18 protein-coding genes and 1 tRNA gene are annotated in these 23,891 nt (G+C 66.3%); 8 read left to right on the top strand and 11 right to left on the bottom strand.

Translation table 11 applies throughout. The annotated features are described in order from the left end of the window. Window positions 1-8: 8 nt before the first annotated feature. The 4 genes from HNP52_RS21305 to HNP52_RS21320 all read right to left on the bottom strand — a co-directional run bounded on the left by HNP52_RS21305 (window position 9) and on the right by HNP52_RS21320 (window position 4,852). Window positions 9-1,844 carry a class I SAM-dependent DNA methyltransferase gene (locus HNP52_RS21305; RefSeq protein ID WP_184170421.1) on the bottom strand — a complete coding sequence of 612 codons (1,836 nt, stop codon included), beginning with the start codon at window positions 1,842-1,844 and terminating at the stop codon, window positions 9-11. A gap of 131 nt (window positions 1,845-1,975) precedes the next feature. Continuing rightward, on the bottom strand, window positions 1,976-2,557 hold the full coding sequence (locus tag HNP52_RS21310) for a recombinase family protein (protein ID WP_184170424.1): 582 nt from the start codon (window positions 2,555-2,557) through the stop codon (window positions 1,976-1,978). A 515-nt stretch (window positions 2,558-3,072) separates the two neighbouring features. Next, the gene (locus tag HNP52_RS21315; protein ID WP_184170427.1) at window positions 3,073-4,680 is read right to left on the bottom strand and encodes a site-specific integrase; all 1,608 of its coding nucleotides are present in this window, start codon (window positions 4,678-4,680) and stop codon (window positions 3,073-3,075) included. Between the two features lie 86 nt (window positions 4,681-4,766). Further along, window positions 4,767-4,852 (bottom strand) — tRNA-Tyr (locus HNP52_RS21320). 113 nt (window positions 4,853-4,965) lie between these two features. Between HNP52_RS21320 and HNP52_RS21325 the strand changes: the two genes are divergently transcribed. Genes HNP52_RS21325 through HNP52_RS21335 form a run of 3 tightly spaced genes read left to right on the top strand, consistent with a single transcriptional unit; the run spans window position 4,966 to window position 8,118 of the window. Then, on the top strand, window positions 4,966-6,591 hold the full coding sequence (locus HNP52_RS21325; RefSeq protein WP_184170430.1) for a M20/M25/M40 family metallo-hydrolase: 1,626 nt from the start codon (window positions 4,966-4,968) through the stop codon (window positions 6,589-6,591). Continuing rightward, on the top strand, window positions 6,591-7,340 hold the full coding sequence (rlmB, locus tag HNP52_RS21330) for a 23S rRNA (guanosine(2251)-2'-O)-methyltransferase RlmB (protein ID WP_184170433.1): 750 nt from the start codon (window positions 6,591-6,593) through the stop codon (window positions 7,338-7,340). Before HNP52_RS21325 ends, rlmB begins: the two co-directional genes overlap by 1 nt. A gap of 16 nt (window positions 7,341-7,356) precedes the next feature. Beyond that, window positions 7,357-8,118 (top strand): hypothetical protein, encoded by a 762-nt coding sequence (locus tag HNP52_RS21335; RefSeq protein ID WP_184170435.1) that lies wholly within the window; start codon window positions 7,357-7,359, stop codon window positions 8,116-8,118. Window positions 8,119-8,161: 43 nt separating this feature from the next. On the opposite strand, the gene HNP52_RS21340 is transcribed toward HNP52_RS21335, so the two are convergent. Further along, window positions 8,162-8,479 carry a 2Fe-2S iron-sulfur cluster-binding protein gene (locus HNP52_RS21340; RefSeq protein ID WP_184170438.1) on the bottom strand — a complete coding sequence of 106 codons (318 nt, stop codon included), beginning with the start codon at window positions 8,477-8,479 and terminating at the stop codon, window positions 8,162-8,164. A 63-nt stretch (window positions 8,480-8,542) separates the two neighbouring features. Between HNP52_RS21340 and HNP52_RS21345 the strand changes: the two genes are divergently transcribed. Next, the gene (locus HNP52_RS21345) at window positions 8,543-9,166 is read left to right on the top strand and encodes a DNA-3-methyladenine glycosylase (protein ID WP_184170441.1); all 624 of its coding nucleotides are present in this window, start codon (window positions 8,543-8,545) and stop codon (window positions 9,164-9,166) included. A 37-nt stretch (window positions 9,167-9,203) separates the two neighbouring features. On the opposite strand, the gene HNP52_RS21350 is transcribed toward HNP52_RS21345, so the two are convergent. After that, window positions 9,204-10,085 (bottom strand): ROK family protein, encoded by an 882-nt coding sequence (locus tag HNP52_RS21350; protein ID WP_184170444.1) that lies wholly within the window; start codon window positions 10,083-10,085, stop codon window positions 9,204-9,206. Window positions 10,086-10,209: 124 nt separating this feature from the next. After that, window positions 10,210-13,374 carry a TonB-dependent receptor gene (locus HNP52_RS21355; RefSeq protein ID WP_221416588.1) on the bottom strand — a complete coding sequence of 1,055 codons (3,165 nt, stop codon included), beginning with the start codon at window positions 13,372-13,374 and terminating at the stop codon, window positions 10,210-10,212. A gap of 314 nt (window positions 13,375-13,688) precedes the next feature. Here HNP52_RS21355 and HNP52_RS21360 point away from each other — a divergent pair, with 314 nt between their 5' ends. Further along, the gene (locus tag HNP52_RS21360; RefSeq protein ID WP_184170447.1) at window positions 13,689-14,720 is read left to right on the top strand and encodes an aldo/keto reductase; all 1,032 of its coding nucleotides are present in this window, start codon (window positions 13,689-13,691) and stop codon (window positions 14,718-14,720) included. A gap of 3 nt (window positions 14,721-14,723) precedes the next feature. Here the strand turns inward: HNP52_RS21360 and HNP52_RS21365 are convergent, their stop codons facing one another. The 3 genes from HNP52_RS21365 to HNP52_RS21375 are packed head-to-tail and all read right to left on the bottom strand — an operon-like array spanning window position 14,724 to window position 19,134. After that, window positions 14,724-15,959, bottom strand: coding sequence for a cytochrome P450 (locus HNP52_RS21365; protein ID WP_184170450.1), 1,236 nt, complete (start codon window positions 15,957-15,959; stop codon window positions 14,724-14,726). Further along, entirely contained in the window at window positions 15,956-17,539 is a 1,584-nt protein-coding gene (locus tag HNP52_RS21370) for a hypothetical protein (RefSeq protein WP_184170453.1), read from the bottom strand. Before HNP52_RS21370 ends, HNP52_RS21365 begins: the two co-directional genes overlap by 4 nt. After that, window positions 17,521-19,134: a hypothetical protein gene (locus HNP52_RS21375; RefSeq protein ID WP_184170456.1), complete on the bottom strand. Its 1,614-nt coding sequence runs from the start codon at window positions 19,132-19,134 to the stop codon at window positions 17,521-17,523. The genes HNP52_RS21370 and HNP52_RS21375 overlap by 19 nt, the downstream gene beginning before the upstream one ends. A gap of 201 nt (window positions 19,135-19,335) precedes the next feature. Between HNP52_RS21375 and HNP52_RS21380 the strand changes: the two genes are divergently transcribed. Together HNP52_RS21380 and HNP52_RS21385 are read left to right on the top strand one after the other, a co-directional pair. Then, entirely contained in the window at window positions 19,336-20,952 is a 1,617-nt protein-coding gene (locus HNP52_RS21380) for a family 43 glycosylhydrolase (protein WP_184170459.1), read from the top strand. A gap of 88 nt (window positions 20,953-21,040) precedes the next feature. Continuing rightward, window positions 21,041-21,580 (top strand): pseudouridine synthase, encoded by a 540-nt coding sequence (locus HNP52_RS21385; protein WP_184170462.1) that lies wholly within the window; start codon window positions 21,041-21,043, stop codon window positions 21,578-21,580. Between the two features lie 2 nt (window positions 21,581-21,582). Here HNP52_RS21385 and HNP52_RS21390 read toward each other — a convergent pair whose 3' ends face one another. Next, a complete protein-coding gene (locus HNP52_RS21390) occupies window positions 21,583-22,239 on the bottom strand; it encodes a trimeric intracellular cation channel family protein (RefSeq protein ID WP_184170465.1) in 657 nt (218 codons plus the stop codon). A gap of 96 nt (window positions 22,240-22,335) precedes the next feature. Here HNP52_RS21390 and HNP52_RS21395 point away from each other — a divergent pair, with 96 nt between their 5' ends. Then, window positions 22,336-23,862 carry a tryptophan halogenase family protein gene (locus tag HNP52_RS21395; RefSeq protein WP_184170469.1) on the top strand — a complete coding sequence of 509 codons (1,527 nt, stop codon included), beginning with the start codon at window positions 22,336-22,338 and terminating at the stop codon, window positions 23,860-23,862. Window positions 23,863-23,891: the final 29 nt, after the last annotated feature.

Genomic DNA, 23,891 nt, shown 5'->3' on the forward strand with positions numbered 1-23,891 from the left:
CGGAAAGCTCACGCCGCCAGCCCCTCGATCATCACCTTGATCCGGTCGGTCACCTGCTTCAGGTCCGCGTCGATCTCCGCCAGTGGGCGGGGCGGCTCGAAGACGTAGAATTGCCGGTTGAACGGGATTTCGTAGCCAACCTTGGTCTTGCTCTCGTCGATCCAGGCATCCTCGGCGTGCGGCAGCACTTCGCGCGCGAAATAGGCGTTCACGTCCTCGCTCAGCGGCACATTCTCGGTATCGCGCAGGCTGGTGTCGGCCTGGGGCTTGCCCTTGTTCTTGCCCTTGCCGGCCAGCACCAGCGCGCCGCCTTCGTCCCGCAAGGGGCGCTCGACGGTGATCGTGCGGTAGCCAAAGGCGCTGCTGGGGAAGAGGCGCGAGAGCGGGGCCAGCTTTACCTTGCCGCCCTCGGGCGCGTCGGGAGCCTTGTCACCCTCCCACAGGATTTCGCGCGTCACTTCCTTGCCCTCGGCGTCGAGCACCGTGGCGAGCTGCGCTTCCTCGGCGCGACCGAACAGCCGGGTGATCTGCACGATATGCTCGGGGCCCAGCTCCTTGCGCTTGGAGCCCAGCGACTTGCGCATCTTGCGCCAGAAGCTGGAGCCATCGACCAGCTGGACCACACCCTTGCGCCCAGCCGGCTTGCGGTTCGAGACGATCCACACATAGGTGGCGATGCCGGTGTTGAAGAACATGTCGGTCGGCAGCGCGATAATCGCCTCGACCAGATCGTTCTCCAGCAGATAGCGCCGGATCTCGCTCTCGCCGCTGCCCGCGCCGCCGGTGAACAGCGGCGAGCCGTTGAGCACGATGCCGAAGCGGCAGCCGCCCTCCGTGGCTGGCCGCATCTTCGACAAGAGGTGCATCAGGAACAGCAGCGAACCATCGGAGACGCGCGGCAGGCCGGGGCCGAAGCGGCCGTTATAGCCCTGTTGCTCATGCTCGCGCCGGACGTCCTTCTCCACCTTCTTCCACTCGACGCCGAAGGGCGGGTTGGCGAGCATATAGTCGAAGGTCTGGCCGGGATGGCCGTCGTCGGACAGCGTATTGCCAAAGGCGATGTTGGAGACGTCCTGCCCCTTGATGAGCATGTCGGCCTTGCAGATGGCATAGGATTCCGGGTTCAGCTCCTGGCCGGAGATGGTCAGCCGCGCGCCGGGGTTAAGCTTCGCCAGATGCTCCTCGGCAACTGAGAGCATCCCGCCGGTGCCCGCCGTGGGATCGTAGATCGTACGCACAACGCCCGGCTTGGACAGCGCGTCGTCATCCTCGACGAACAATAGGTTGACCATCAGCGAGATCACTTCGCGCGGGGTGAAGTGATCGCCGGCCGTCTCGTTCGAGGCTTCGGCGAACTTGCGGATGAGCTCCTCGAACACTAGGCCCATCTGGCTGTTCGGCACCACGTCCGGATGCAGGTCGATCCCGGCGAACTTCTCAGTGATGAGGAACAGCAGCTTGGCGCGGGCGAGCTTGTCGATCTGGTTGTGGAACTCGAACTTCTCGAAGATGTCGCGCACCTCCGGCGAGAAGCCCTGCAGGTAAGAGGTGAGGTTCGCCGCGACGTTATCCGGGTCGCCGAGGAGCTTCTGCAGGTCCATGGGCGAGGTGTTGTAGAAGCTCGTTCCGGCCTTGCGGCGCAGGAAGTGCTCCGGGTCCAGCCCAGCCTTCTCGCGCAGCTCTAGCTCGGCGAGCACGTCGCCCTTGGTCGGCTCCAAAACGCAATCGAGGCGGCGCAGCACTGTGAAGGGCAGGATCACCGAGCCGTAATCGGCCGGCTTATAGTCGCCGCGCAGCAGGTCGGCCACGGACCAGATAAATGCCGACAGCGCCTGATGATTCATATGCCCTCCCCAATGGAGACGCTTCCCAGCATGCCCCGTCTTTGGTTGGCAAGGATAAAGATGGTCGGATTTCGTGGAGATAGCATCATAGGCGCCCGCCAGTGAAAGCAGGGCATCCCGGGCCGGCGCCTTCAGTGAGGCGCACGCCGCTCCACCCGCTGGATCGCGGCACGGCTGACGCCATATTCCTTTGCCAGCGCGCCGAGCGAAACACCGGCCGCTCGTTGGCCCCGGATGGCTTCTTGCTGCTCGCTTGATAGGGACGAGGGTCGTCCTAGCGGCTTGCCCTCCGCCCTGACCCGCGCAAGCCCCGCCTGGGTGCGCTCGATCAGCAGGTCGCGCTCGAACTCGGCGACAGCAGATAGGACAGTCATTGTCATGCGCCCGGCCGCACTGGTGAGGTCAACGCCACCGAGGGCAAGGCAGTGCACCCGCACGTCGTCCGCAGCCAGACGCTCCACCGTCGCGCGAACATCCATCGCGTTGCGCCCAAGCCGGTCCAGCTTGGTAACGATCAGGACGTCGCCGCTCTCAAGGCGATCCACGAGGCGCGAGAAGCCAGGGCGCTCCATAGCGGGCACCGATCCCGAGATGGTCTCTTGAACGATCCTGCGGGGCTCTACGGCAAACCCTGCTGCCTGTATCTCCCCCAGCTGGTTCTCGGAGGTCTGATCGGCAGTAGAGACACGGCAATAGGCGAAGGTGCGAGCCACGAGGCCTCCTGTATCGAAATAGAGGCTCGATATATCCAGTGGCTCGGAATCCACGTCAAGCTACTTTTCGATACAGCTTGGAGGGCTGGCTCGTAACCGGTCGATTTCGAGCCCCCCACACCCTGAAATCACGTTGAGAGGATATTGGGGGAGGAGGACGGAGGGTGATCCCCAGGAGCCCTTCAGGGCCTGCCGTAGCTCTCTTTGGTCGCCACCACCCACCGGGGGGATGTGGCTAGTTGCGTAGTGCGCTTAGACCTTCGGATTTCTGAGGGAAAACTAACCGGCTCATACGCACCTATAGGGCACCCTTAAGGATATCCCACCCCGAGAGTGCGGCCTAATTGCCAAGCTCGCGTAGGCAGCTGCCTCGCCCCCTTGGATACCTAAAGATATCTCACCCCAAGAGTCCGACATAATTGCCGACCTCGGAGCGGGGGCAGCGGGACGGACGCTCCTTAAGTTACACCTATAGGTATCCCACCCCGAGAGTGGGTGATAATTGCTGAGGGGCCCTACTCGCCCGCGGCCAAGCCGCCTGCCGATGGGTCGAGGTCGATCTTGTATCGAGGCATCATCTCAATCGCTGCCTGTAGAATGGGCATTGGCTGCGCGCCGTAGCTCTCGCCCTCGGTACGAGGAACATGGCCTTGTATCGCGTCTCGCTGCTCGGGCAGCATGCCGACTGAGCGTGCCACAGTCTTGAACCGATGCCGCCAGCCGTGATTTGGCTGCGGTGTCGTTACGCCGAGAGCGCGCACCCACTCCGCCAGCTTGGAAGCCCGCTGCTTTGCCGGCGGATTGACCTTCGACCCGCCACCCTCCGGCATGTCATAGAAAAGGGGGGTCGCATCGCCGGCCTTGGCGAGCCCGAGGATGCCTTGCTCGATCAGATGCGAATGGATCGGGACCGAGCGCGCCTTGCTGTCCTTCGTGCTTCCCGCTTCTGGCGTGATGTGGAAAATCCACACCCCCTCCTCCTGCCGCACGTCCATCGCGCGCATCTGCGTGACCTCGCCAACGCGCGCGCCGGTGTAGGCGCAAATCCAGGGCACCCAACGCCGGGCCAGCGCATGCCGCCCCGATACAGCACCGTGGGAGGGTCGAAGGGTCGCCGTCAGGATAGCGTGAGCCGCTTCTGTGCTGTGATCCTTGCTCTGAGTCCTCACCGCCTTCGGCGCACGCACCTTAAGGCCGGTTGCGGGGTTCGCCGGTATCTGCTCGTTCTCGTAGGCGATCCCGAGGGACACCCTCACCGCCGGCACGTAGCTGTCCGTAATCGTCTTCTTGGCCAGCCCTCGCTCAACCAGCGCCTCAACCCAGCGGTTAAGATCGCCGCGTGTCACCCGTGTCGCATCGTCATGCCCAAGGTGATCGACGAAGTTGCGGACTTGGGGCCTCCACTTGCTCACAGTGCGGACGCTTGCAGAGCCCGCCTTGGCGTATCGCTCGAATAGCTCCGTGATTGAGACGGCAGCCCGAGAGGTGCGAGGGGCGGCCTTGTTCTCCTGAACGGGAGGCGGGATGGTGGCGTCCACCGCAGGCAGCGCGATCAACACGGGGTCAATGCTGCGGTCTCCGGAGGCGCGACGCTCAAGGCGGCTGAAGAACGCCAGATACATCTCGGACAGCTCGTCCAGCAACATGGCCGCGCTGCCGTCAGTCACAATCATGTTCCGGGCGGCCAGCAGCGCGTCGCGCTCGTCGATCAACTCCGGCCCAGCAACGTAGCGTACCTCGCCCGTGTCGGGGTCGTAGGTCTCATCAAAGAGATTCTCGCGCGTCGCCTGCCAATCGGGCACCCAGCCGTGCCAGTCTCCGCCTACGTCTTCCCAGTCGGCGCTCACCTGTTCCTGATACCACGCACCAGCAAGGGCCTTGGCCTGCTGCCGGGTGAGCCGCACGGTCCCGGCCAGCCGCTGCTTGAGAAGGTCAATCGCGCTTTCGATTTTCGCCCGCCAGGGGAGATACTCGGCCAGCGCCTGCTCATGTGTAAGGTGAGCGGGCCAACTCGTCTTCTCCTCACGCTTCCCGTAGGATTCGCGGATAGCCTCGGGGATTTCCTTGCGAGCCCGCCAGAGCCCCGTCTTCGACCTTGTCAGGCTCACGCGTGCCACACCCATTCCGTACCGGCCTTCCGTACCACATTGGGCGGGAAGAACCGCGTAGAATCAATATCATACTGAGATGTAAGGCCCTTAGGGGGCGGTGGTGGACAGGGCTGGATTCGAACCAGCGTACGCTTGCACGGGCAGATTTACAGTCTGCTGCCTTTAACCACTCGGCCACCTGTCCATGGCGCCGTTCGGCGAGAGGGGGCCCATTGCCGAAGCGGCGCGCGCCTGTCAACGCCTTGCGCGCAGACTTTGTGCAGCATAGCGTCCGCCGCTTCCAAACAGGGGTCCATAATGCGCCGACTTTCCTTCGCCATCGCCACGCTGCTCGCCGCCACCGCCATGGCGCCGCTCGCCATCGCCAAGGGACCGGACGGCCCGAGCGCGCCGGTCGACAAGATCGTCGATCAGGGCACCAACCACAGCGAAGTGATGCGCATCGCCCAGTACCTCACCGATGTGATTGGCGCGCGACTCACCAATTCGCCGCCGATGCGCCAGGCCGAGGACTGGACCCAGGCCAAGTTCCGCGAATGGGGACTGACTAATGTCCATAAGGAGGGATTCGAGTTCGGCAGGGGCTGGTCGGCGAAGAACGCCAGTGTGAAGATGATTTCGCCGCGTCCGCTGACTTTGGTGGCCGCGCCGCTCGCCTGGACGCCGGGAACCAACGGCGCGATCACCGGCCAGGTGGTGCTGGCGCCGATGGCGGACGAAGCGTCGCTCGACCAGTATAAGGGCAAGCTCAAGGGCAAGATCGTCCTGCTCACCGAGCCGACCGACATCACCGATTCGACCGACCTCGACTTCCGCCGCTGGAGCGACGCCGATCTCGACCGTTACGACAATTTCCAGCTGCAGAACGGCGCCGCCACCGCGAATCGCCGCCCGAGCAGCCAGAGCCGCCTCGCCTTCGCCGCCAAGCGCGACGCCTTCCTGAAGGCCGAGGGCGCGGTCGGCTATGCCACCATGTCGTCGCGCAACGGCAAGCTGGTGCACGGCCAGAACAGCCAGTTCCAGGTTGGCGCCACCCCGCCGCTGCCGGGCTTCGAGATCGCCGCCGAGGATTATCGCCGCCTCGCCCGCCTGGCCAAGATGGGCATGGCGCCGAGCCTCGAGCTCAACAGCGACGTCAGCTTCGACGACAGCGACACCAAGGCATACAACATCCTGGCCGACATCCCCGGCACCGACGCCAAGGCAGGCTATGTGATGGCCGGCGCGCACATGGACAGCTGGGCGATGGGTGACGGCGCCGCCGACAACGCCGCCGGCGTCTCGATGGTGATGGAGGCCGCGCGCATCATCAAGGCATCGGGCATCAAGACCAAGCGCGCGATCCGCTTCGCGCTCTGGTCGGGCGAGGAGCAGGGCCTGCTCGGCTCGATGGCTTATGTCGAGAACCATGTCGCCAGCCGTCCGGTCGATCCGGCGCTGAGCGGCTATGCCCGCTACATGGGCTGGAGCAAGGGCTTCCCGATCCAGCCGGGCCCGGACCACGCCAAGCTCGCCGCCTATTTCAACCTCGACAACGGCTCGGGCAAGATCCGCGGCATCTTCACCCAGGGCAATACCGCGGTGGTGCCGATCTTCCGCGAATGGCTGGCGCCGTTCAATTCGTTCGGCGCGACCAAGGTGGCCACCGCGCGCACCGGCAGCACCGATCACGTGTTCTTCGACGCGGTGGGCATCCCGGCCTTCCAGTTCATCCAGGACCCGCTCGACTACGGCTCGAACGTGCACCACACCGATGTCGACACCTTCGACCATCTGAAGGCGGACGACATGCGCCAGGGCGCGATCATCCTGGCAGCCTTCCTGATCAACGCCGCCAACGCGCCCGAGCCGCTGCCGCGCCTGCCGCTGGCAACCGAGCCGAACGCTTCGGAAGGCTTCTACGCGGCACCGGGAGCACATTGATGGCCAAGCGTGGACACCGGCCGAGCCAGGCCTCCGCGAACCGCCCGCGTTTCTACGGGCGGCACGCGGTGCTGGCGGCGCTCGACAATCCCGAGCGCAACGTCCGCAAGATCTGGGGCACGCACGACGCGCTGGCCGGGCTCGACATCCCGTCGACGATCCCGATCACCTTCGCCAATGCCGCCGATCTCGGCCGGCTGGTGCCCGGCGACGCCCCGCATCAGGGGCTGGTCGCCGAAGTCGATCCGCTCGAGGAGATCTGGCTCGGCGACCTGCTGGCGCAGGGCGAAGGCGACAACCGGCCGCTGCTGGTGCTCGACCAGGTGACCGACCCGCACAATGTCGGCGCGATCCTGCGCTCGGCGGCGGCGTTCGACGCGCTGGGCATCGTGACGCAGGACCGGCATGCTCCCGGCGAAACCGGCACGCTGGCCCGCGCCGCCGCCGGCACGCTGGAGCAGGTGCCGTGGTGCCGGGTGGTCAATCTGGCCCGCGCACTGGAGGAAATCGCCGAGGCCGGCTTCTGGCGCATCGGCCTGACCGGCCATGCCAAGGGCACGCTGGCCGAGGTGATGGGCGGCCAGAACAAGATCGCGCTGGTGCTGGGCGCCGAGGGCGAAGGCATGCGCCAGAACACCGAGGCGCATTGCGACGAGCTTGCGAAGCTGCCGATCTCGGATAAGGTCGAAAGCCTCAACGTATCCAATGCCGCGGCGATCGCGCTCTACGCGGTGAGCGCCCGCGGCTGATCGCCAAGGGGGACTCATGTTGCATCGTCTGAAGGCCGTCGCGTTCGCGCTGATGGCGCCGCTGGTGCTCGCCAGCTGCCTGTTCGTGCCCGGCAAGTTCGATTCGGCGCTGACCATCCATGCCGACCGGACCTTCACCTTCACCTACAAGGGCGAGGTGATGGCGGTCGATCTGCAGAGCTTCATGGGCAAGGCGATGCAGATGGGCATGGAAGAGGCCGCCAAGGAGAAATCGGGCAAGAAGGCCAAGGCGCCGGAGAAGGAGCCGGACTTCACGCTGACGCCCGAGGAGAAGGCCAAGCAGGACGAGACCTTCCGCAAGCTCGCGATCGAGGTTGCCAAGGAAGCGGGCTATCGCAGCGTCGAGTATCGCGGCAACGGGATGTTCTGGGTGGATTACCAGATCTCCGGCGTGCTCGATCACGGCTTCCTGTTCCCGTACAATCTCGACAACCAGATGATCATGCCGTGGATCGCGGTGGAGCTGCGCGGCAAGGACCTGATCCGCGTGAAGGCGCCGGGCTATGTGCGGATGAGCGGCAGCGGCATGGGCAATATGGGCGACATGAGCGCGCTGGGGATGATGCCGGGCGGCATGGGCGAGGCGTTCACGCGCCTGCAGGGTACCTTCACCCTGACCACCGACGCCGAGCTGGTGAGCCAGAACAATGAGGAAGGCGCGGTGACCACCGGCAAGGACAAGGTGATCACTTGGAAGACCGACACCACCACCACCGATGCGCCGATGGCGTCGATCCGGGTACGGGCGGTTCAGTAAGCTGGCTATCCCTCTCCCGCTTTTGCGGGAGAGGGATATTCGATCAATCCTCTTCGGCGATCCGCACGCGCAGGCCGTCGAGCTCATCGGTGAAAGGCAGCTGGCACGACAGGCGCGACGTCGCGTCGCGGTCGCCGGCGCTGTCGAGCAGGTCGTCCTCGTCCATGCTCATCTTCGGCAGTTTGGCCGCAAATTCCGGATCGACATGGACGTGGCAGGTCGCGCAGGAGCAGCAGCCGCCGCACAGCGCGAGCAACTCGTCAAAGCCGCTCTCGCGGATCACTTCCATCACGCTCAGGCCCGCCTCGCCCATGACCTCACGCTCTTCACCACTCCTGGTCACGACGATAAGCTTGGGCATGATCTTCTCCTGGTCCTGCCTCGTCCATGCCGCCGAAAGCGGCGCTTCGCAAGGCGGGCACGCATGGGGCTGAGCACCGAACAGCTCAGGGCGTCGCTGGATGCCCTGGCGGACCGCGAGCCGCTGATCGCCGCCGCGATCGGACGCGTCGGCTATCCCCCGCCCCGCATCCGCGACCGGGGCTATGAGACGCTGCTGCGTACGATCGTCGGCCAGCAGGTGAGCGTCGCCGCGGCGCAGTCGATCTGGAACAAGATGGCCGCGCAATTGGGCCCGCTGAGCGATCCGGAGACCGTGGCGCGGGTGAGCGACGACGATCTGCGCGCAGCCGGGCTATCGCGCCAGAAGGCCGCCTATGCCCGCAGCCTTGCCGAGGAAGTGACCAGCGGGCGGCTCGACTTCGCGCATCTCGCCGAGGACGATGAGGAAGCGATCGCCCAGCTTGTCCGGATCAAGGGCATCGGGCGCTGGTCCGCCGAGGTCTATCTGCTGTTCGCGGAGGGCCGGCCCGATATCTGGCCGGCGGGCGACCTTGCGGTGCAGATCGAAGTCGGGCGGATCATGGGCCATGCCGAGCGGCCAAGCGAGAAGCTCACCCGGGAGATCGCCGAAGCCTGGCGCCCGCACCGCGGCGCGGCAGCGGTGTTCGCGTGGCACCATTATAACAGCGAGATGGAAGTGATTTGAGCGGCTAGCCCCTCCCCTGAAGGGGAGGGCTTTTAACCTACGCCGCCAGCCCCACCGCGATCGCGCCGAGCGGACCCGCCATGGTGCCCAGTCCCGGTGCACCCAGCCGCGCCTCGATCCCCTCGGCCCATTCCGCCAGCGCGCCATAGCCGCCCAGGCTCTCGACCAGCCGGGTGCGCAGCCTGGGGAACAGATAGTCGCGGGCCGCCACCACACCCCCGCCGATCGCGATCCGCTCCGGCGCGGCGGTGACCACGAGATTGTGGAGCATGCCCGCCAGGTCATGGACGAACAGGTCCCATTCGGGGCCGTCATCGGGCAGCTGGTTGCCCGGCACGCCGAAGCGCTCGGCGAGCGCCGGACCGGAGATCAGGCCCTCGAGGCAATCGCCGTGGAAGCGGCACCAGCCGGCATAGCTGTCGCCCGGCGCGCGCGGCAGGCGCATATGGCCGGCCTCGCCATGCGCCCAGCCCATCACCGGCACGCCGCCCGTGACAAGGCCGACGCCGACGCCGGTGCCGATCGTGATATACGCGTGCGCCGACATGCCCTGCGCCCCGCCCCAGCGCCCTTCGGCGAGCGCCGCGCCGCCGACATCGGTCTGGAAGCCGATCGGCTTGCCGTAGCGTGCCTCGAGCCGGCGGATCAGGTCGGTCCCCGTCCAGCCCGGCTTGGTCGTCGCGGTGATCGAACCGTAATCGGCGCGGGCGCGATCGAGGCCGACCGGGCCGAAGCTCGCCACGCCGATCGCATCGAAGCTCCAGCGATCGAGTGCGGCCTCGAGTGCCGCCAGCGTCGCCGCCGGATCGGTGGTGGGAACGGTCACCCGGTCGCGCACGTCACCGGGCCCGGTGGCGAGCAGCGCCACACACTTGGTGCCGCCCAGTTCGATGCCGGCGATCAGTTTTTCCTGCGTCATGGCGCCCAGTTAACCCGCTTCGCCCGGACAAAAAAGAGGCCGCCCGAAGGCGGCCGCAGAGGAGAAGTCCGGGACAGTGGCGGCCGGTTGAAAGGCCCGGCCGCCACGCCCCTTTTGCGACCCGTCAGAACCGTCCGCGCAGACCGATCATGACCTGACGGCCCGGATCGTAGAGCGTGAAGGCGGCCTGATCGAACTGGAAGTAGCTCCGCTGCTTTTCCTTCGTGAGGTTGATGACGTCGAGGGTAAGCTCGGGCGCCCATTTCAGGTCGAACACCTTGGCGAAGTCGACGCTCGCCGACATGTCGAACTGCTGATAGTCGTTCGAATAGAGCCGGGCGAGCGCGATGCCGTTCTGGTTCGCGTCCGACGACACCGAGCCGCGCTGGAAGGTGGTCGACAGGCGGATGTTGATGCCGCCCTGCTCGTAATAACCGGTGATGTTGTAGGTCACCGGCGACACGCCGACCGCAACCGCCGGCGCGGCGCCCGAGCCGGTCTGGTCGATCAGCGTCAGGTTGGCGTTGAAGCCGAAGCCGTTGAGGCCGATCTTGCCGAGCAGGAAGTCGAGCGGCTGCACCCAGTTCACTTCGAGGCCGTTGACCTTGAGCGTACCGGTTGCGTTGACCTGCTGGTTGAGCACCACGGTGGCGGCGGTGGGGCCGCCGCGCGAGTTGATCGCGGCCTGCTGGGTGGGCGTCAGCGTGTCATAGGTGACGCCGTACGCGGCCAGCGCGGCGAAGGGCACCGTCACCGTGCCGGTGGTGGTGAAGCCGGTCACCGCCTTGCGGAAGGCAGTGAAGCCGACATAGCCTTCCTTGCCGGTATAATATTCGAAGCCCAGGTCGATATTGGTCGACAGATAGGGCTCGAGCGACGGGTTGCCGACCGAACCGACATCGGCCGAGGGCGTCGAGAAGTTGAGGCCCGGCAGCATCGTGTTCGGATTGGGCCGGGTCATCGTCCGCGAGACCGCGGCGCGGACCACCGCGGCATCGCCGATATGGAAGGCACCGCTCGCCGAGGGCAGCCAGTTGTCGTACTTGGCGTCGGTGTAGACGAAGTTGGTGATGTTCGGGAAACAGCTGCCGTCGCGCGGATTGCCGGTGCCCGGGCAGGCATTGGGCAGCGGGCCGGCACCATCCGGATCCTGCGAGTTGCGCGGATCGGAGATCGAGACGCGGCCACCGATCCGCTGGTCGGTGCGGACATAGCGGACGCCGGCGTTGTAGTTGAGGTGGTTGTTGTCGCCGATCTGCAGATCGCCGTTCACCTCGGCATAGGCGCCGAGCACCTTCTCGCGGACATAGCCGCCGCTGGCGCCGGTGTTGGACGAGCCAGCCTCGGGCGCGGCGTTGTGGAAGGCGTCATAGTTGGACGCGGCCTTGAACGCGTTCCAGTCGACGGTGACGAAGCCGGCCGAAGTCGGGCGCAGCAGGCTGGCGAGCTGGGCGTTGGAGATCAGCGAGCCGGCATAGGTGACCGGGCCGGTCGAGCCGCTCGAATAGCCGGTGCCATAGGCCGGATAGCTCGGATAGCCCGCCGGCGCGGCGCCGGGCTGGACCAGGCCGTTGCACGGCGGCTGAGTGTTGGGCGAGGGCACGAACACGCTGGGGCGATTGCCGCACACCGCGTTCTGCCAGGCCTGGCTGTTGTCGAATGCGCTGATCCGGCGCGACGTGTCGTCATAGGCGGCGCCGACCTTGAGATTGAACGCGTTGTCGCCCCAGACGAGGTTGCCGCGGATGCCCTTGGTCTCGGTCTCGCGCTTCTCGTCCTGGATGTTCACGCGCCCGCCGGGCCAGGCGAAATTGGCGGGGTTGTTGAGATCGATATTGGTGGTGATCGACGGGATGTCGCCGCCGGTATTGTCATAGTTCACCGTCACGCCCGAGTTCGGCGTGGTGAGCACGACGACGCTCGGCGATTCGCGGTGGAAGCTCGACCAGGTGTAATTGCCCTGCAGATCGAACTTCAGCTTGTCGGCGATCTCCCATTCCAGGCCCGGGTTCACGCCCCAGAACTTGGTCTTCTCGAGGAACGGGCGATATTCGAGGAACCACTGGGCATTGGCATAGGTGCCCTTGGTCACCACGCAGCCGGCGGTGCAGTCGCTGCGGTCATATTGGGTGTTGAGCGGGATCGCGGCGCCGTTGCGGCCGACCCAGTTCATGTCGACGCGCTCGAGCTGGTTGTCCTTCCAGCCGAACATGCCGTCGACATAGGCGTGGAAGGTGTCGCCCTTGTATTCGAGACTGGCGATCGCGTTGATGCGGTCCTTGGTGCCTTCCTCGAACATCGGGCGACCGAGGCGCGGGATGATGCCGTTGTCGAGCTGCGAGATCGTCGCCCCCGGATTGCGGGAGAGCAGGAAGGCCTGGTCGATCGTCGTGCCGGTGACGAGGCCGTTGCCGGCATTGGCCGGGACCGTTGCCGGGATCGTCCAGTTGCCGCCGCCGGTGGGGTTGCAGCCGCTGGTTGCGCCGCACTGGGCCGCCGACAGGTTCGGGTTGGTCCAGCCGATCGTCTCGAAGCCGGTGGTGCGCACCTTGTTGTGCACCCCGGCAACACCGAGCAGGATACCGAAATCGCCCATCGTGGTGCTGGCGAGCAGCGAACCGCGATAGCCCCAGTCCTTGGCGTTGGTGTTCTTGGTCAGCTGCGCGCCATAGGTGAGATGCGTGCCCGAGCGATCGAACGGCCGGGCGCTGCGCATGTTGACCGTGCCGGCGGCGCCGCCCTCGACCTGATCGGCGATGCCGCTCTTGTTCACCGTCAGCGACGTGAACAGCTCGGTCGGGAACATGTCGAGATCGACTTCGCGGTTGGTGTTCTGCGAGTCGGTGCGGCCAGTCGAGGCGACCGCCACCGGCGCGCCGTTGAGCAGCACGCGGGTGAAATTGGTGCCGAGGCCACGGATCGTGACGTTCAGGCCCTCGCCGGTCACTTCGCGGGCGATGGTCACGCCGGGGATGCGGTTGAAGCTCTCGGCGATGTTGGTGTCGGGGAACTTGCCGATGTCCTCGGCGAAGATCGAGTCGGTGAAGCCGACCGAGTTCTTCTTCGCATTGGTCGAGCTGGCGAGCGACGCGCGATAGCCGGTGACGACGATCGACTGCTCTTCCTGGGGGACGCTCGCATCCTGCGCCGCGGGCGCATCGGCGCTCGGCGTGGCGGGCGGGGTCTGGGCGGTCTGGGCCAGCGCGGGCCAAGCAGTGCCGGCGAGCAGCACCGCGCCGATCATGCCGAGACGGCGCGCAGTGAAACGAGACGCAACTCGAGCGTGCATATTCCCCTCCTGTATGGCCTCTTCCCGGGCCGTTGAGCGTATCGCGTGGTTGCGATGTTAGCGGTCACATTTGGCTATGCCTCGACGGATGCACTGTCAACTCATACATTTGGACCATTTAAGTTTAACGCCGAAACAACCACTTACCGCAGCACGGTGCATGGATTGATGCAGCGCACCATATTGTATGAGTTTAGTGACACCGTTGCCAATGGCCGACTCAGGCGGATTTTTCGCGGTACGGCATTGCGGCGGAGGACCGCGCACCACATCTGCCGGGCTCCCCCTCTCCTCGTTCCCGATGAGGTATCCCCATGCGCTACAACCAGCTTGGCCGTTCGGGCCTGATCGTCTCGGAACTCTGCCTCGGCACCATGACCTTTGGCGGCGAGGGCGGCATGTGGGGGCGGATCGGGCAGCTGCAGCAGGAAGAGGCCGATGCGCTGGTCAAGGCGGCGCTGGATGCGGGGATAAACTTCTTCGATACGGCGAATGTTTACGCCGAGGGCCGGTCGGAGCGGATCCTGGGCCAGGCACTCAAGAACCTGGGCGTGGCGCGCGACGAGGTGGTGGTGGCCACCAAGGTGCTGGGGCGGATGCATGACGGGCCGAACGGCGCCGGCGCGTCGCGCGGGCATATCCTGGCGCAGGTGGAAAAGAGCCTGGAGCGGCTCGGCACCGGCCATATCGACCTGTACCAGATCCATGGCTTCGACACCGCCACACCGATCGAGGAGACGCTCTACGCGCTCGACAGCCTCGTCCGGAAGGGCGTGGTGCGGTATATCGGCCTGTCCAACTGGGCGGCGTGGCAGGTGATGAAGGCGGTCGGGATCGCAGCGGCGAAGGACTATGCCTCGATCGCTTCGCTCCAGGCCTATTACACCATCGCCGGGCGCGATCTGGAGCGCGAGGTGATCCCGATGCTCCAGTCTGAGGGCGTCGGCCTGATGGTGTGGAGCCCGCTCGCCGGCGGCTTCCTGTCGGGCAAATACACCCGCGAGGGTGAGGGCGAAGGACGCCGGGCGGGGTTCGACTTCCCGCCGGTGGACAAGGAGCGCGGCTATGACGTGGTCGACGTGCTGCGCGCGCTGGCCGAAGCCAAGGGCCGCTCGGTGGCGCAGCTGGCGCTGGCCTGGCTGCTCCATCAGAAGGCGGTTTCGAGCGTGATCATCGGTGCCAAGCGACCCGACCAGCTGGCCGACAACCTGGGCGCCGTCGATGTCGAGTTCAGCCCCGAGGAGCTGGAACGGCTCGACGCGGTGAGCAAGCTGCCGGCCGAGTATCCGGGCTGGATGCTCGAGCGCCAGGGCGGGTATCGCGGCGGACCGTCGCCGCGGCGCTGAGTCCTAGTCGAACACCACCGTCAGCGACTCCGCAAAAGGTCCGTTCTTGACCAGCCGCCCGGCACCGCCGGGCGCGCGGCGGACATTCGCGCGCTTTAACAATGGCTTGAGCATGAAATGCAGCGTCGCCCGGTTGATATGGCGGCCGAAGCACTGGTGCAAATCATATCCGAAATGGATGTAATTACTGGCCGGGCGATGCGGATCGAAGCGGGCGGGATCGGTGACCCGGCGCGGATCCATCATCGCCGAAGCGAAGGCCGCCAGCACCGTGTCCCCGGCCTGGACCGGGGTTTCATGCGACGTGCCGCGGGCGATCACGCCGTCGACCAGCACGTTGCGCGGCAGGCCGGGCGCGAGCGGATCGAAGCGCATCGCTTCCTGGACATAGCCCCAGAGCAGATCGTCCTCCCCTGCCCGCGCCGCCGCCTGGGCACCGGCCAGCGCATCGGGGCGGCGGAGCAACTGCTCCATCGCCTGGGGCACGACCATCGGCGGCTGGGGCGGCCCGCCGACGATGAAGCCCATCAAATTGGTGCGGATCTCGACATCGGAGAAGCCGGGCACACCCTTCTTCTGCAGGGCGAGGCAGCGCGTCAGGACGTCGTCGCGGCCGGGCGTCGCCTTCCGCGCGGCGATCTCTGCATCGATATGCGCGCGGAGCGCCGGGGCGATCTGGTCGACATCGGCGCGCAGCGCGGGATCGCCCTTGGGATCGGCGAACTGGAACTCGAACAGCCGGGTACCCCAGACCCGCAGATCGCCGCCCTTGGGCTCGGGCACGCCGAAATAATCGGCCAGCACCGAGAAGGTGACGCGGCGCACCAGCGTATCGACCACTTCGATCCGGCCGGGCGCGGCCGCGACGATCGCCTCGGCCATCGCCTCGGCCCTGCGGCCCAGCTCGGGCAGGTCCTTCGGCAGCACGACCATGCGCATCGCATCGGTGTCGCGGTGATAGAGCGGGGTGTCGGCCATGCCGAGGAAGAAGGGCTCGCCGCCCATGATGACATCGAGCTTGGGCTTGTAGGGCGCGCCGAACACCGGATCGGTGGCGAACACTTGCTTGACGTCGTCATAGCGCGAGGTGAGCGTCATCCCGCCGAACTTCACCACCGGCTTCCAGCGCCGGAAAAAGGCGAAGGCATAGGGCATGGCGGCGAACACCCGCCCCTCGATCCAGCGCGCCAGCCCCTTCTTGCCGGGACGCAGCACGTCGCGCGAGGTGAGCGCGTTCACAGCGAACCCAGATAGTTGAGCGCCGGGATGCTCGGCAGGAAGAAATATTCCCCGCCCGCCATCTGCACGAAGGTTTCGACATCGATGATCCGGCGCAGCGGATCCTCGGGGATCGTCATCGTGCCCTTGGGGCCGATCAGCGGATCGGTCTCGTCATAGAGCGTCGCGAAGTTCGGGTTGAGGATCCAGGTCTGCTGGACGAACTCGAACTGGCGGGTGATGTCGGTGTTCAGGCAGACGAAGAGCAGCCCGCGATCGACCTCGTCCGGCGTCGGCGGCACGCTGATCGTCTTGCCGTACTTCCGGCCGCGACGCAGGATGCGGTGGTTGTTCGCCGCATCGAGCAGGGTCTGCTTGTCGGCCGGCGTCGGTGCGAGGCCATCGCGCGGATTGGCGCGGCGGACATGGCTGCCAAGCGGGCAGCCCATGCCGTGGCGATCATTGTCCCAGAAGCCGAAATCATTGTTCTCGACCGGGATCGTGCCGAGCGGACAGAGCAGGTTGCCGTGCGTGTCGCGCCCGACCACGCGCTCGGCCATCCAGGTGGTGGTGACGTGCGCCGACCCTTCCGGATCGCGCTCGCGGATATGCGCGGCGGCAACACGCATCGACTGCCAGAAGGCATAGACGTCCTGCTTCAGCTCGCGGACGACCATGTAGCTGCCGTTGAGCCCGAGATCCTTGAAGCCGACACCCTTGGGATGATCGGGCAGACCATCGGTGTTGCCGGCACTCGCCGCGACCACCGGGCCCTGCGCGATCTCGTTATGACCATTCATATGGCCCATCAGGATCTCGCCGAGCGGCACCCCATTCCAATAGTCCTTGGGCACATTGGTGCCGTCCTTGTAGACGACAGTGCCGGTCTCGAACGGGATCGGCTGCGAGATGCCGTCGGCAAAGCCGAAATGCTCGCGGGCGATGCCCTGCTTGTCGAGCCGCAGGTCGAGCGGCAGGTGATGCGAGACGGTCACCTCGAACGGCGCGAGCGCGGCGCTCACTTCCTCGCACCAGGCCTCGGCCGCCTCGTCATGCTCGCAATAGAGCAGGACGATCGCATGGACCGTGACCGGCGTCTTGATCCGCTGCTCGCGGATTTCCTGGCGATCGTCGAAGGCACGCGCCTCGTCATCCACCGCGGCATCGTCGAGCGGGGTGTTGCCGCTCCACTTCGGGCCGCCCGGGATCACCGTGCCCTGCCATTCCTCGCCGCGCCGATCGCCGAGACGGCGCAGGCGGTCTTCCTGGAACATGCCTTCCTGGAAAGGCCGGTCGAACGAGGCGAGCGCGTTGGCGTTGAGCCCCATCTTCTGCAGGCCCGACCAGGTGAAGCCCATCGCCACGGCACGCGGATCGCGGCCATCGGCATCGGTCACCTGCGCGACCTTGCGCAGCGCCTCTACCCAGGCGCCGCCGCCCTTCTTCTTCACGCCCTTCCAGCCGAGCTCGAGGAACAGCGCGCGGCCGGTAGGCAGCGACGCGAAGCCGCTGACCACCAGGCCCTGGGCCTGGCCACTGGCCGGAGCCGAGAGATGCCAGTTCGGAGTGCCCCCACCCTCGCTCACAGGTCGTTGATCCACGCCGCGGCCTCCTTCTCGCTGAGCTGCTTCTTCCGGAGACCCAGGGCGATGCGATAGTTGCGCTCGACCTGCTCCGCGGTGAGATCCTTGTACGCCGAGTACCAGAAGCGGCTGACCGTCATTGAATGGCGCGCCCATTCCTTGAACTGGCGGCCATGGCTGGCGCCGTCCTTCACCAGGAAGCGCGTCGGCGGGAAGCCCACCCCGCTGCTCCAGGCGAGCGTGAGGCCCGCATGCGCCTTCTCGATGAAATCATCGAGATAGCTCTCCCAGGTCTGGTCGAAGTTCGAGAAGAACATCAGCCGGCTGTCATTGTTGACCCGCGCCCAATGCGCGAAGTGGATGGTGCGCATCGAGCCGAGATAGCCGTTGCGCGCCGCCTTTTGCGCGCGCAGCAGCAGGTGCAGGCCGTGATGGCCGACGCGGATCAGGATCGCGCGCAGCACGCCCGGCTTGATGAGGACGACCGAACCCATGTGGTTCTGCGGAATCCAGTCCTCGCGCCGGGCCATTTCGCGCAGCATCTTGGGATCGACCGGCGGCGCATCCTGCGAGGCGTCGCGCCGCTCGAGCCAGCGCAGCCAGACCAGGATGCCGGCGACCGTCACCGCGATGCTGGCGCCGCTCCAGCCTGCCCAGATCGCCATGTCCCACCAGGCCGGCCAGAACGGCTTGTGGCCGATCCACGACCAGACCGGCGCGGTGATGAAGGCGGCAATCGCGACATAGACCGCCACCGCGATCACCACGGGGACCAGAAGATGCCTGAGGAAGAAGGTGAGGAAACTGAACCGCGTCGGCGTCGCCGTGCCGGGGAGCGGCTTGCCCATCTTGTAGAGTATGCCGGTGAACAGCGCGAACAGCGCCACGCAGAGCCCGGCATAATATTGCCAGGCGAGCTGGCTCTTGAGGATCAGGCCGGGGATCGACAACGCGAACACCACCAGCAGCACGAACCAGGCGAGCCGGGCATAATCGCCGACGCTCTGGAGGAACGGGATGCGGGCGGGTGCCTTCTCGGCCAGCCAGCCGAACTGGGGCAGCAGGGCCGCACGCAGCTTGGCATGGATCTCCACCGGCGTGAGCTTGCGATAGGGGCTGGGGCCACCGTCATTGGCGTTGGCCAGCTCCTTGCGGGTGCCGAGGAACAGCTCGCCCTCGGCCAGGATGCGATCGCGCGTCATGCCGCGATTGCCGTGGTGATAGACCGTCGGCGTGAGCGTGCGCGCTTCGAGATAGGGCGCGATCGGGGCACGGCTGTCCGGCGCGGTCACCGCGTCGAACAGGTCGCCGGTGTGATCGAGCGGGCGCTTGCAGCACCTGAGGAAGCTGCGGAGATCGGGGCCGATCGCGGTTTCGAGCTGCCCCCAGAACGGGCCGGGCGCGCCGTCGAAATTCGCCTCGATCACGAAGAGCGGATCATAGTCGAAGCCCGGGAAGACGCTGAGCGACATGAAGTGCACCGCCGGCACCGTCGTCAGGAAGTCCGCGAAAGGCCCGGTGCCGCCCGACGGGTTCGGGCTGCGCCGGTCCCGCAAGGCGTCGAGCAGGCCCGACAGATGGTCGAAGCTCTCGGGCTTGACCTCGAGTGCCACCGATAATGTGGTTTGCCGCATCCCCCGTCCCCTCAAACGTGAACGGAAACTGGCACGGCATTTCCTACATCGATAGCAAATATTCGACATGCCGCCGAAGTGGACGCATCAGTCTGCAAAGTTCGCAATGTTAACGCGAACAAAGCCCCTTTCGCTTGCATGACACCGGTGGCATACAATCCTAAAAACGGAGAGGAATGCATGGGTATCAGCAGGCGTGACGCGTTCGGGGCGGTGCTGGCAGGAGGCGCGGCGGTGGCCGGAGGCGCCGGGGCGCTGCTCCGGCCGGACGAGGCCCATGCGACGCAAACAGACGCTTTGGTCCCCGGATATAAGCGCGGCTTCGACAATCAGCGCATCGCCGACCTGGGCGACGGGCGCTTCCTGAACCCGCTGCTCGCCGGCGATCATCCCGATCCCGCCATCCTGAAGGACGGCGCGGATTACTACATGACCTTCTCCAGCTTCGATTCCTATCCGGGCATCACGATCTGGCATAGCCGCGACCTGGTGAACTGGCAGCCGCGCAAGGCGGCGCTGACCAGGAATATCGGCTCGGTCTGGGCAGTTAGCCTGGAGAAGCACAATGGCCGCTACTTCATCTACATCCCGGTGAAGGCCAGCCCGAACTCGATCTTCGTGATCTGGGCGGACCATATCGACGGGCCGTGGAGCGACCCCATCGACCTGGGGCTGCACGCCCATATCGACCCCTGCCACGCGGTGGGTGAAGACGGTTCCAGATGGCTGTTCCTTTCGGGCGGAGACCGGGTGCGGCTTTCCGAGGATGGTCTGTCCACTGTGGGCCAGGTCGAGCATGTCTACGATCCCTGGCACTATCCCGAGGAATGGGACGTGGAGAGCTTCTCCCCCGAGGGACCGAAGATCCATCACCACAAGGGCTGGTTCTACATGATCACCGCGGTGGGCGGCACGGCGGGCCCGCCGACCGGCCATATGGTGATCGCGGCGCGTTCGCGCTCGATCCACGGCCCCTGGGAGCAGTGTCCCGCAAACCCATTGGTGCGCACTGTCAACAACGACGAGGCCTGGTGGTCGCGCGGGCATGCGAGCCTGGTCGAGGCGCCCGATGGGAGCTGGTGGTCGATCTATCACGGCTTCGAGAACGGCTATTGGACGCTGGGCCGCCAGGCCCTGCTCGACCCCATAGAATGGACGGCGGACGGCTGGTTCAAGATGACCGGCGGCGACCTTTCCAAGCCGATCCGCAAGCCCAGGGGCGGCGCGCGGGTGCCGCATGGCCAGGCGCTGTCGGACGATTTCACCGGGCCGCTGGCGCTGGGCCGGAAGTGGAATTTCTTCAAACCCTCGCAGACGGAATCGGACAGAGTGCACGCCGAAGCTGGCACACTGACCCTGAAGGCCGCGGGCAAGGCGCCGGTGGACTCGTCGCCGCTGCTGCTGATCGCCGGCGACACCGGATACGAGTTCGAATGCGAGATCGAGATCGCGCCGGGCGGCACCGCGGGCCTCGTGCTCTTCTATGACGAGAAGCTCTATTGCGGGCTGGGCTTCGACGAGAAGAAGTTCGTCACCCACCAGTACGGCATGGAGCGCGGGCGGCCGGCCAATCCCTATGGCCGCAAGCTCAGAATGCGGGTGCGCAACGACAGGCATATCGTGGCGTTCCACCTGTCGGGCGATGGCGGGAAGACGTGGAAGCGGTTCGACCGGGGCATGGAAGTCTCGGGCTATCACCACAATGTGCGCGGCGGCTTCCTGATGCTGCGGCCGGGGCTGTACTCGGCGGGCGCGGGCGAGGCGAAGTTCCGGGACTTCAAGTTCCGGGCGCTCTGACTTGGCGATCGTGGCGGTTCCGCGCTAGGCGGGCCGCCATGATCGAAGCCGGCATGTTCTTGCGCCCCTCTTTCGCAGCACGCGCGGCGTGACGCTCGTCCGGCTGAACAAGCCCTATGGCATGCTGAGCCAGTTCACCGATCGCGGCACCGAGACGGCGCGCGCCACCCTGTCCGACCTGATCGACATGCCGGGCGTCTATCCGGCCGGGCGGCTCGACCGGGACAGCGAGGGGCTGCTGCTGCTGACCGACGACGGCAGGTTGCAGGCGCGGATCGCCGATCCCAAGTTCAAGCTGCCCAAGACCTATCTGGTCCAGGTGGAAGGCGAGCCGGGCGAGGAAGCGCTGCATCGGCTGCGTACCGGCGTGGTGCTGAAGGACGGCCCGACGCTGCCGGCGCTGGCCGAGCGGATCGACGCGCCCGAGCTGTGGCCGCGCGATCCGCCGATCCGCTATCGCGCGAGCATCCCCGATTGCTGGATCCGGCTGACCATCCGCGAGGGGCGCAACCGCCAGGTGCGCCGGATGACCGCGGCGGTCGATCATCCCACCCTGCGGCTGGTGCGGTGGAGCATCGGCGACTGGTCGCTCGACGGCTTGGCCAGCGGCGAATGGCGGGTGGTGTGAGGCTAGTGCAGATGCGGCAGCCGCCATGCGCCAAGGAGCGCGGCGGCGCGTAGCGTGAAGATCGCCAGCGCGCCGGCCGCGCCAGCCACGTCCTGGCGCACCTGGAAACGGCGGACCAGCACGACGATCAGCGTCGCGCCGGCAATGGCGGCGGTGGCGTAGAAATCCTCGTGCAGGACCTTGGGCACCCGGGCCAGCAGCACGTCGCGCAGCATGCCGCCGCCGCAACCATTGACGGTGGCGATGATCACGACCGAGGCGCTGTTGAGCCTGTAGTCGAGGCATTTGCGCGCACCGGCAACCGCCGCGAGCGCGAGGCCGCCGCCCTCGAACACATCGACCAGCAGCGGCGGGGTGAAGTTCGCCACCGGCCCCAGGACGAGCGACGCGACGAGGACGCACAGGGTCGCGGCCAGCGCCAGCGCCGCATAACGCCAGTCGCGGAACGGCGCGGGCGGGTGCTCGCCGAGAAGCAGGTCGCGGATGACCGCGCCGCCGACCGAGCCGACAAAGGACAGCACCAGGATGCCGAACAGGTCGAAGTCCGCCTGGACAGCCGTGAGCGCGCACTCCACCGCCAGCACGAAGGTGGCAGCGAGATCCACGGCGTCCAGCATCCTGTCGCGGATGCGGTTCGTGGCGGCGGCGTCGAGCTTCATCACGGCATGCTCCGTCCGGTCGCCGGCAAGACTAGGCCGGGTTTCACATCGCAACCAGTGGCTTCCGCGAACCGCGCAGGCTAAGCTCGGTCTCGCATGGGCAAGAGGCGCATCCTTATCGTCGGCGGGGGCACCGCGGGGTGGCTCACGGCCGCCTATCTCGCGCGGTTCCTCGACGTGGCGGACAGCGCGCGGATCGAGATCACGCTGCTCGAATCGCCCGAGCTGGGGATCATCGGGGTGGGCGAAGGCACCTTCCCGACGATCCGATCGACGCTGAAGTTCCTCGGCATCGACGAGACCCAGTTCATCCGCGCGACCAGTGCGACGTTCAAGCAGGGCATCCGCTTCAACGACTGGCTCCACGCACCTTTGCCCGACGGCACGCGGCATCATTATCTCCACCCGTTCGAAGCTCCTTTCTACACCGAGGGGACCAGCCTGGTGCCCTATTGGCTGCTCCAGGACGCCGAGACGCGGCCGCCCTTCGCCGAGGCGGTGACGATCCAGAACCGCGTCGCCGAGAGCCGGCGGGCACCCAAGAAGCGGGGCGAGGGCGAGTTCTCCGGGCCGCTCAACTATGCCTATCATTTCGACGCGGCACGGCTCGCGAAGATCCTGCAGGAGCGCGCGGTCGAGCTGGGGGTGCGGCACGTCAGCGGGCTGCTGACCGGCGTCGAGCTGGACGCGGAGGGCGCGATCGCCCGGGTGCAGACCCGCGAGCTGGGCGCGCTGGAGGCGGACCTCTATATCGACTGCTCCGGTTTCCGGGCGGAACTGATCGGCAAGGCGCTGGGGGCGGAGTTCAAGTCGGCCCGGCAGGTGCTGTTCACCGACCGGGCGATCGCCTGCAAGATCCCCTATGCCGATCCCGACGCGCCGATCGAGAGCTTCACCATCGCGGCGGCGCATGCGGCGGGCTGGACCTGGGACATCGGGCTGGAGGGCGCGCGGGGCATCGGCACGGTCTATTCCTCGACGCACATGTCCGACGACGAAGCGGCGCAGGTGCTGCGCGACTATGTGGGGCATGACGACTACAAGGCCCGCATCATCCCGTTCGAGCCCGGCTATCGCGAGGCGCAATGGGTGAAGAACTGCGTGGCGGTGGGCCTGTCGGGCGGGTTCCTCGAGCCGCTGGAATCGACCGGCGTGGTGCTGATCGAGGCCGCCGTCGGCATGATCGCCGAGCTGTTCCCGCATAACGGGCCGATCGATGCCCCGGCCAGGCGCTTCAACGAGCTGATCGTCGCGCGCTACGAGCGGATCATCAACTTCCTCAAGCTCCATTACTGCCTGAGCCGGCGCGACGAGCCCTTCTGGCGCGACAATGCCGATCCGGCCTCGATCCCCGAGGCATTGCAGGAACTGCTGCGGCAATGGCGCCACCGGCCGCCGGGACGCTTCGACTTCCTGCTCGACCTGGAGAGCTTCGCCTTCTTCAACTACCAGTACATCCTCTACGGGATGGACTATCGCACCGACCTGTCGGACGGGCGCGGCGATTTCCCGAACGTGGCGGCGGCGGAGAAGCTGTTCGCGCGGATCCGGACGTTCAGCGAGCGGGCCACCGAGGATCTGCCGACGCACCGGGCGCTGATCGACGCGATCAACGCGAAGTAGCCGTCATCCCGGCGAAAGCCGGGATCTCG

The organism is Sphingomonas kyeonggiensis, from assembly GCF_014204495.1.
In the GTDB taxonomy this organism is placed as follows: domain Bacteria; phylum Pseudomonadota; class Alphaproteobacteria; order Sphingomonadales; family Sphingomonadaceae; genus Sphingomonas; species Sphingomonas kyeonggiensis_A.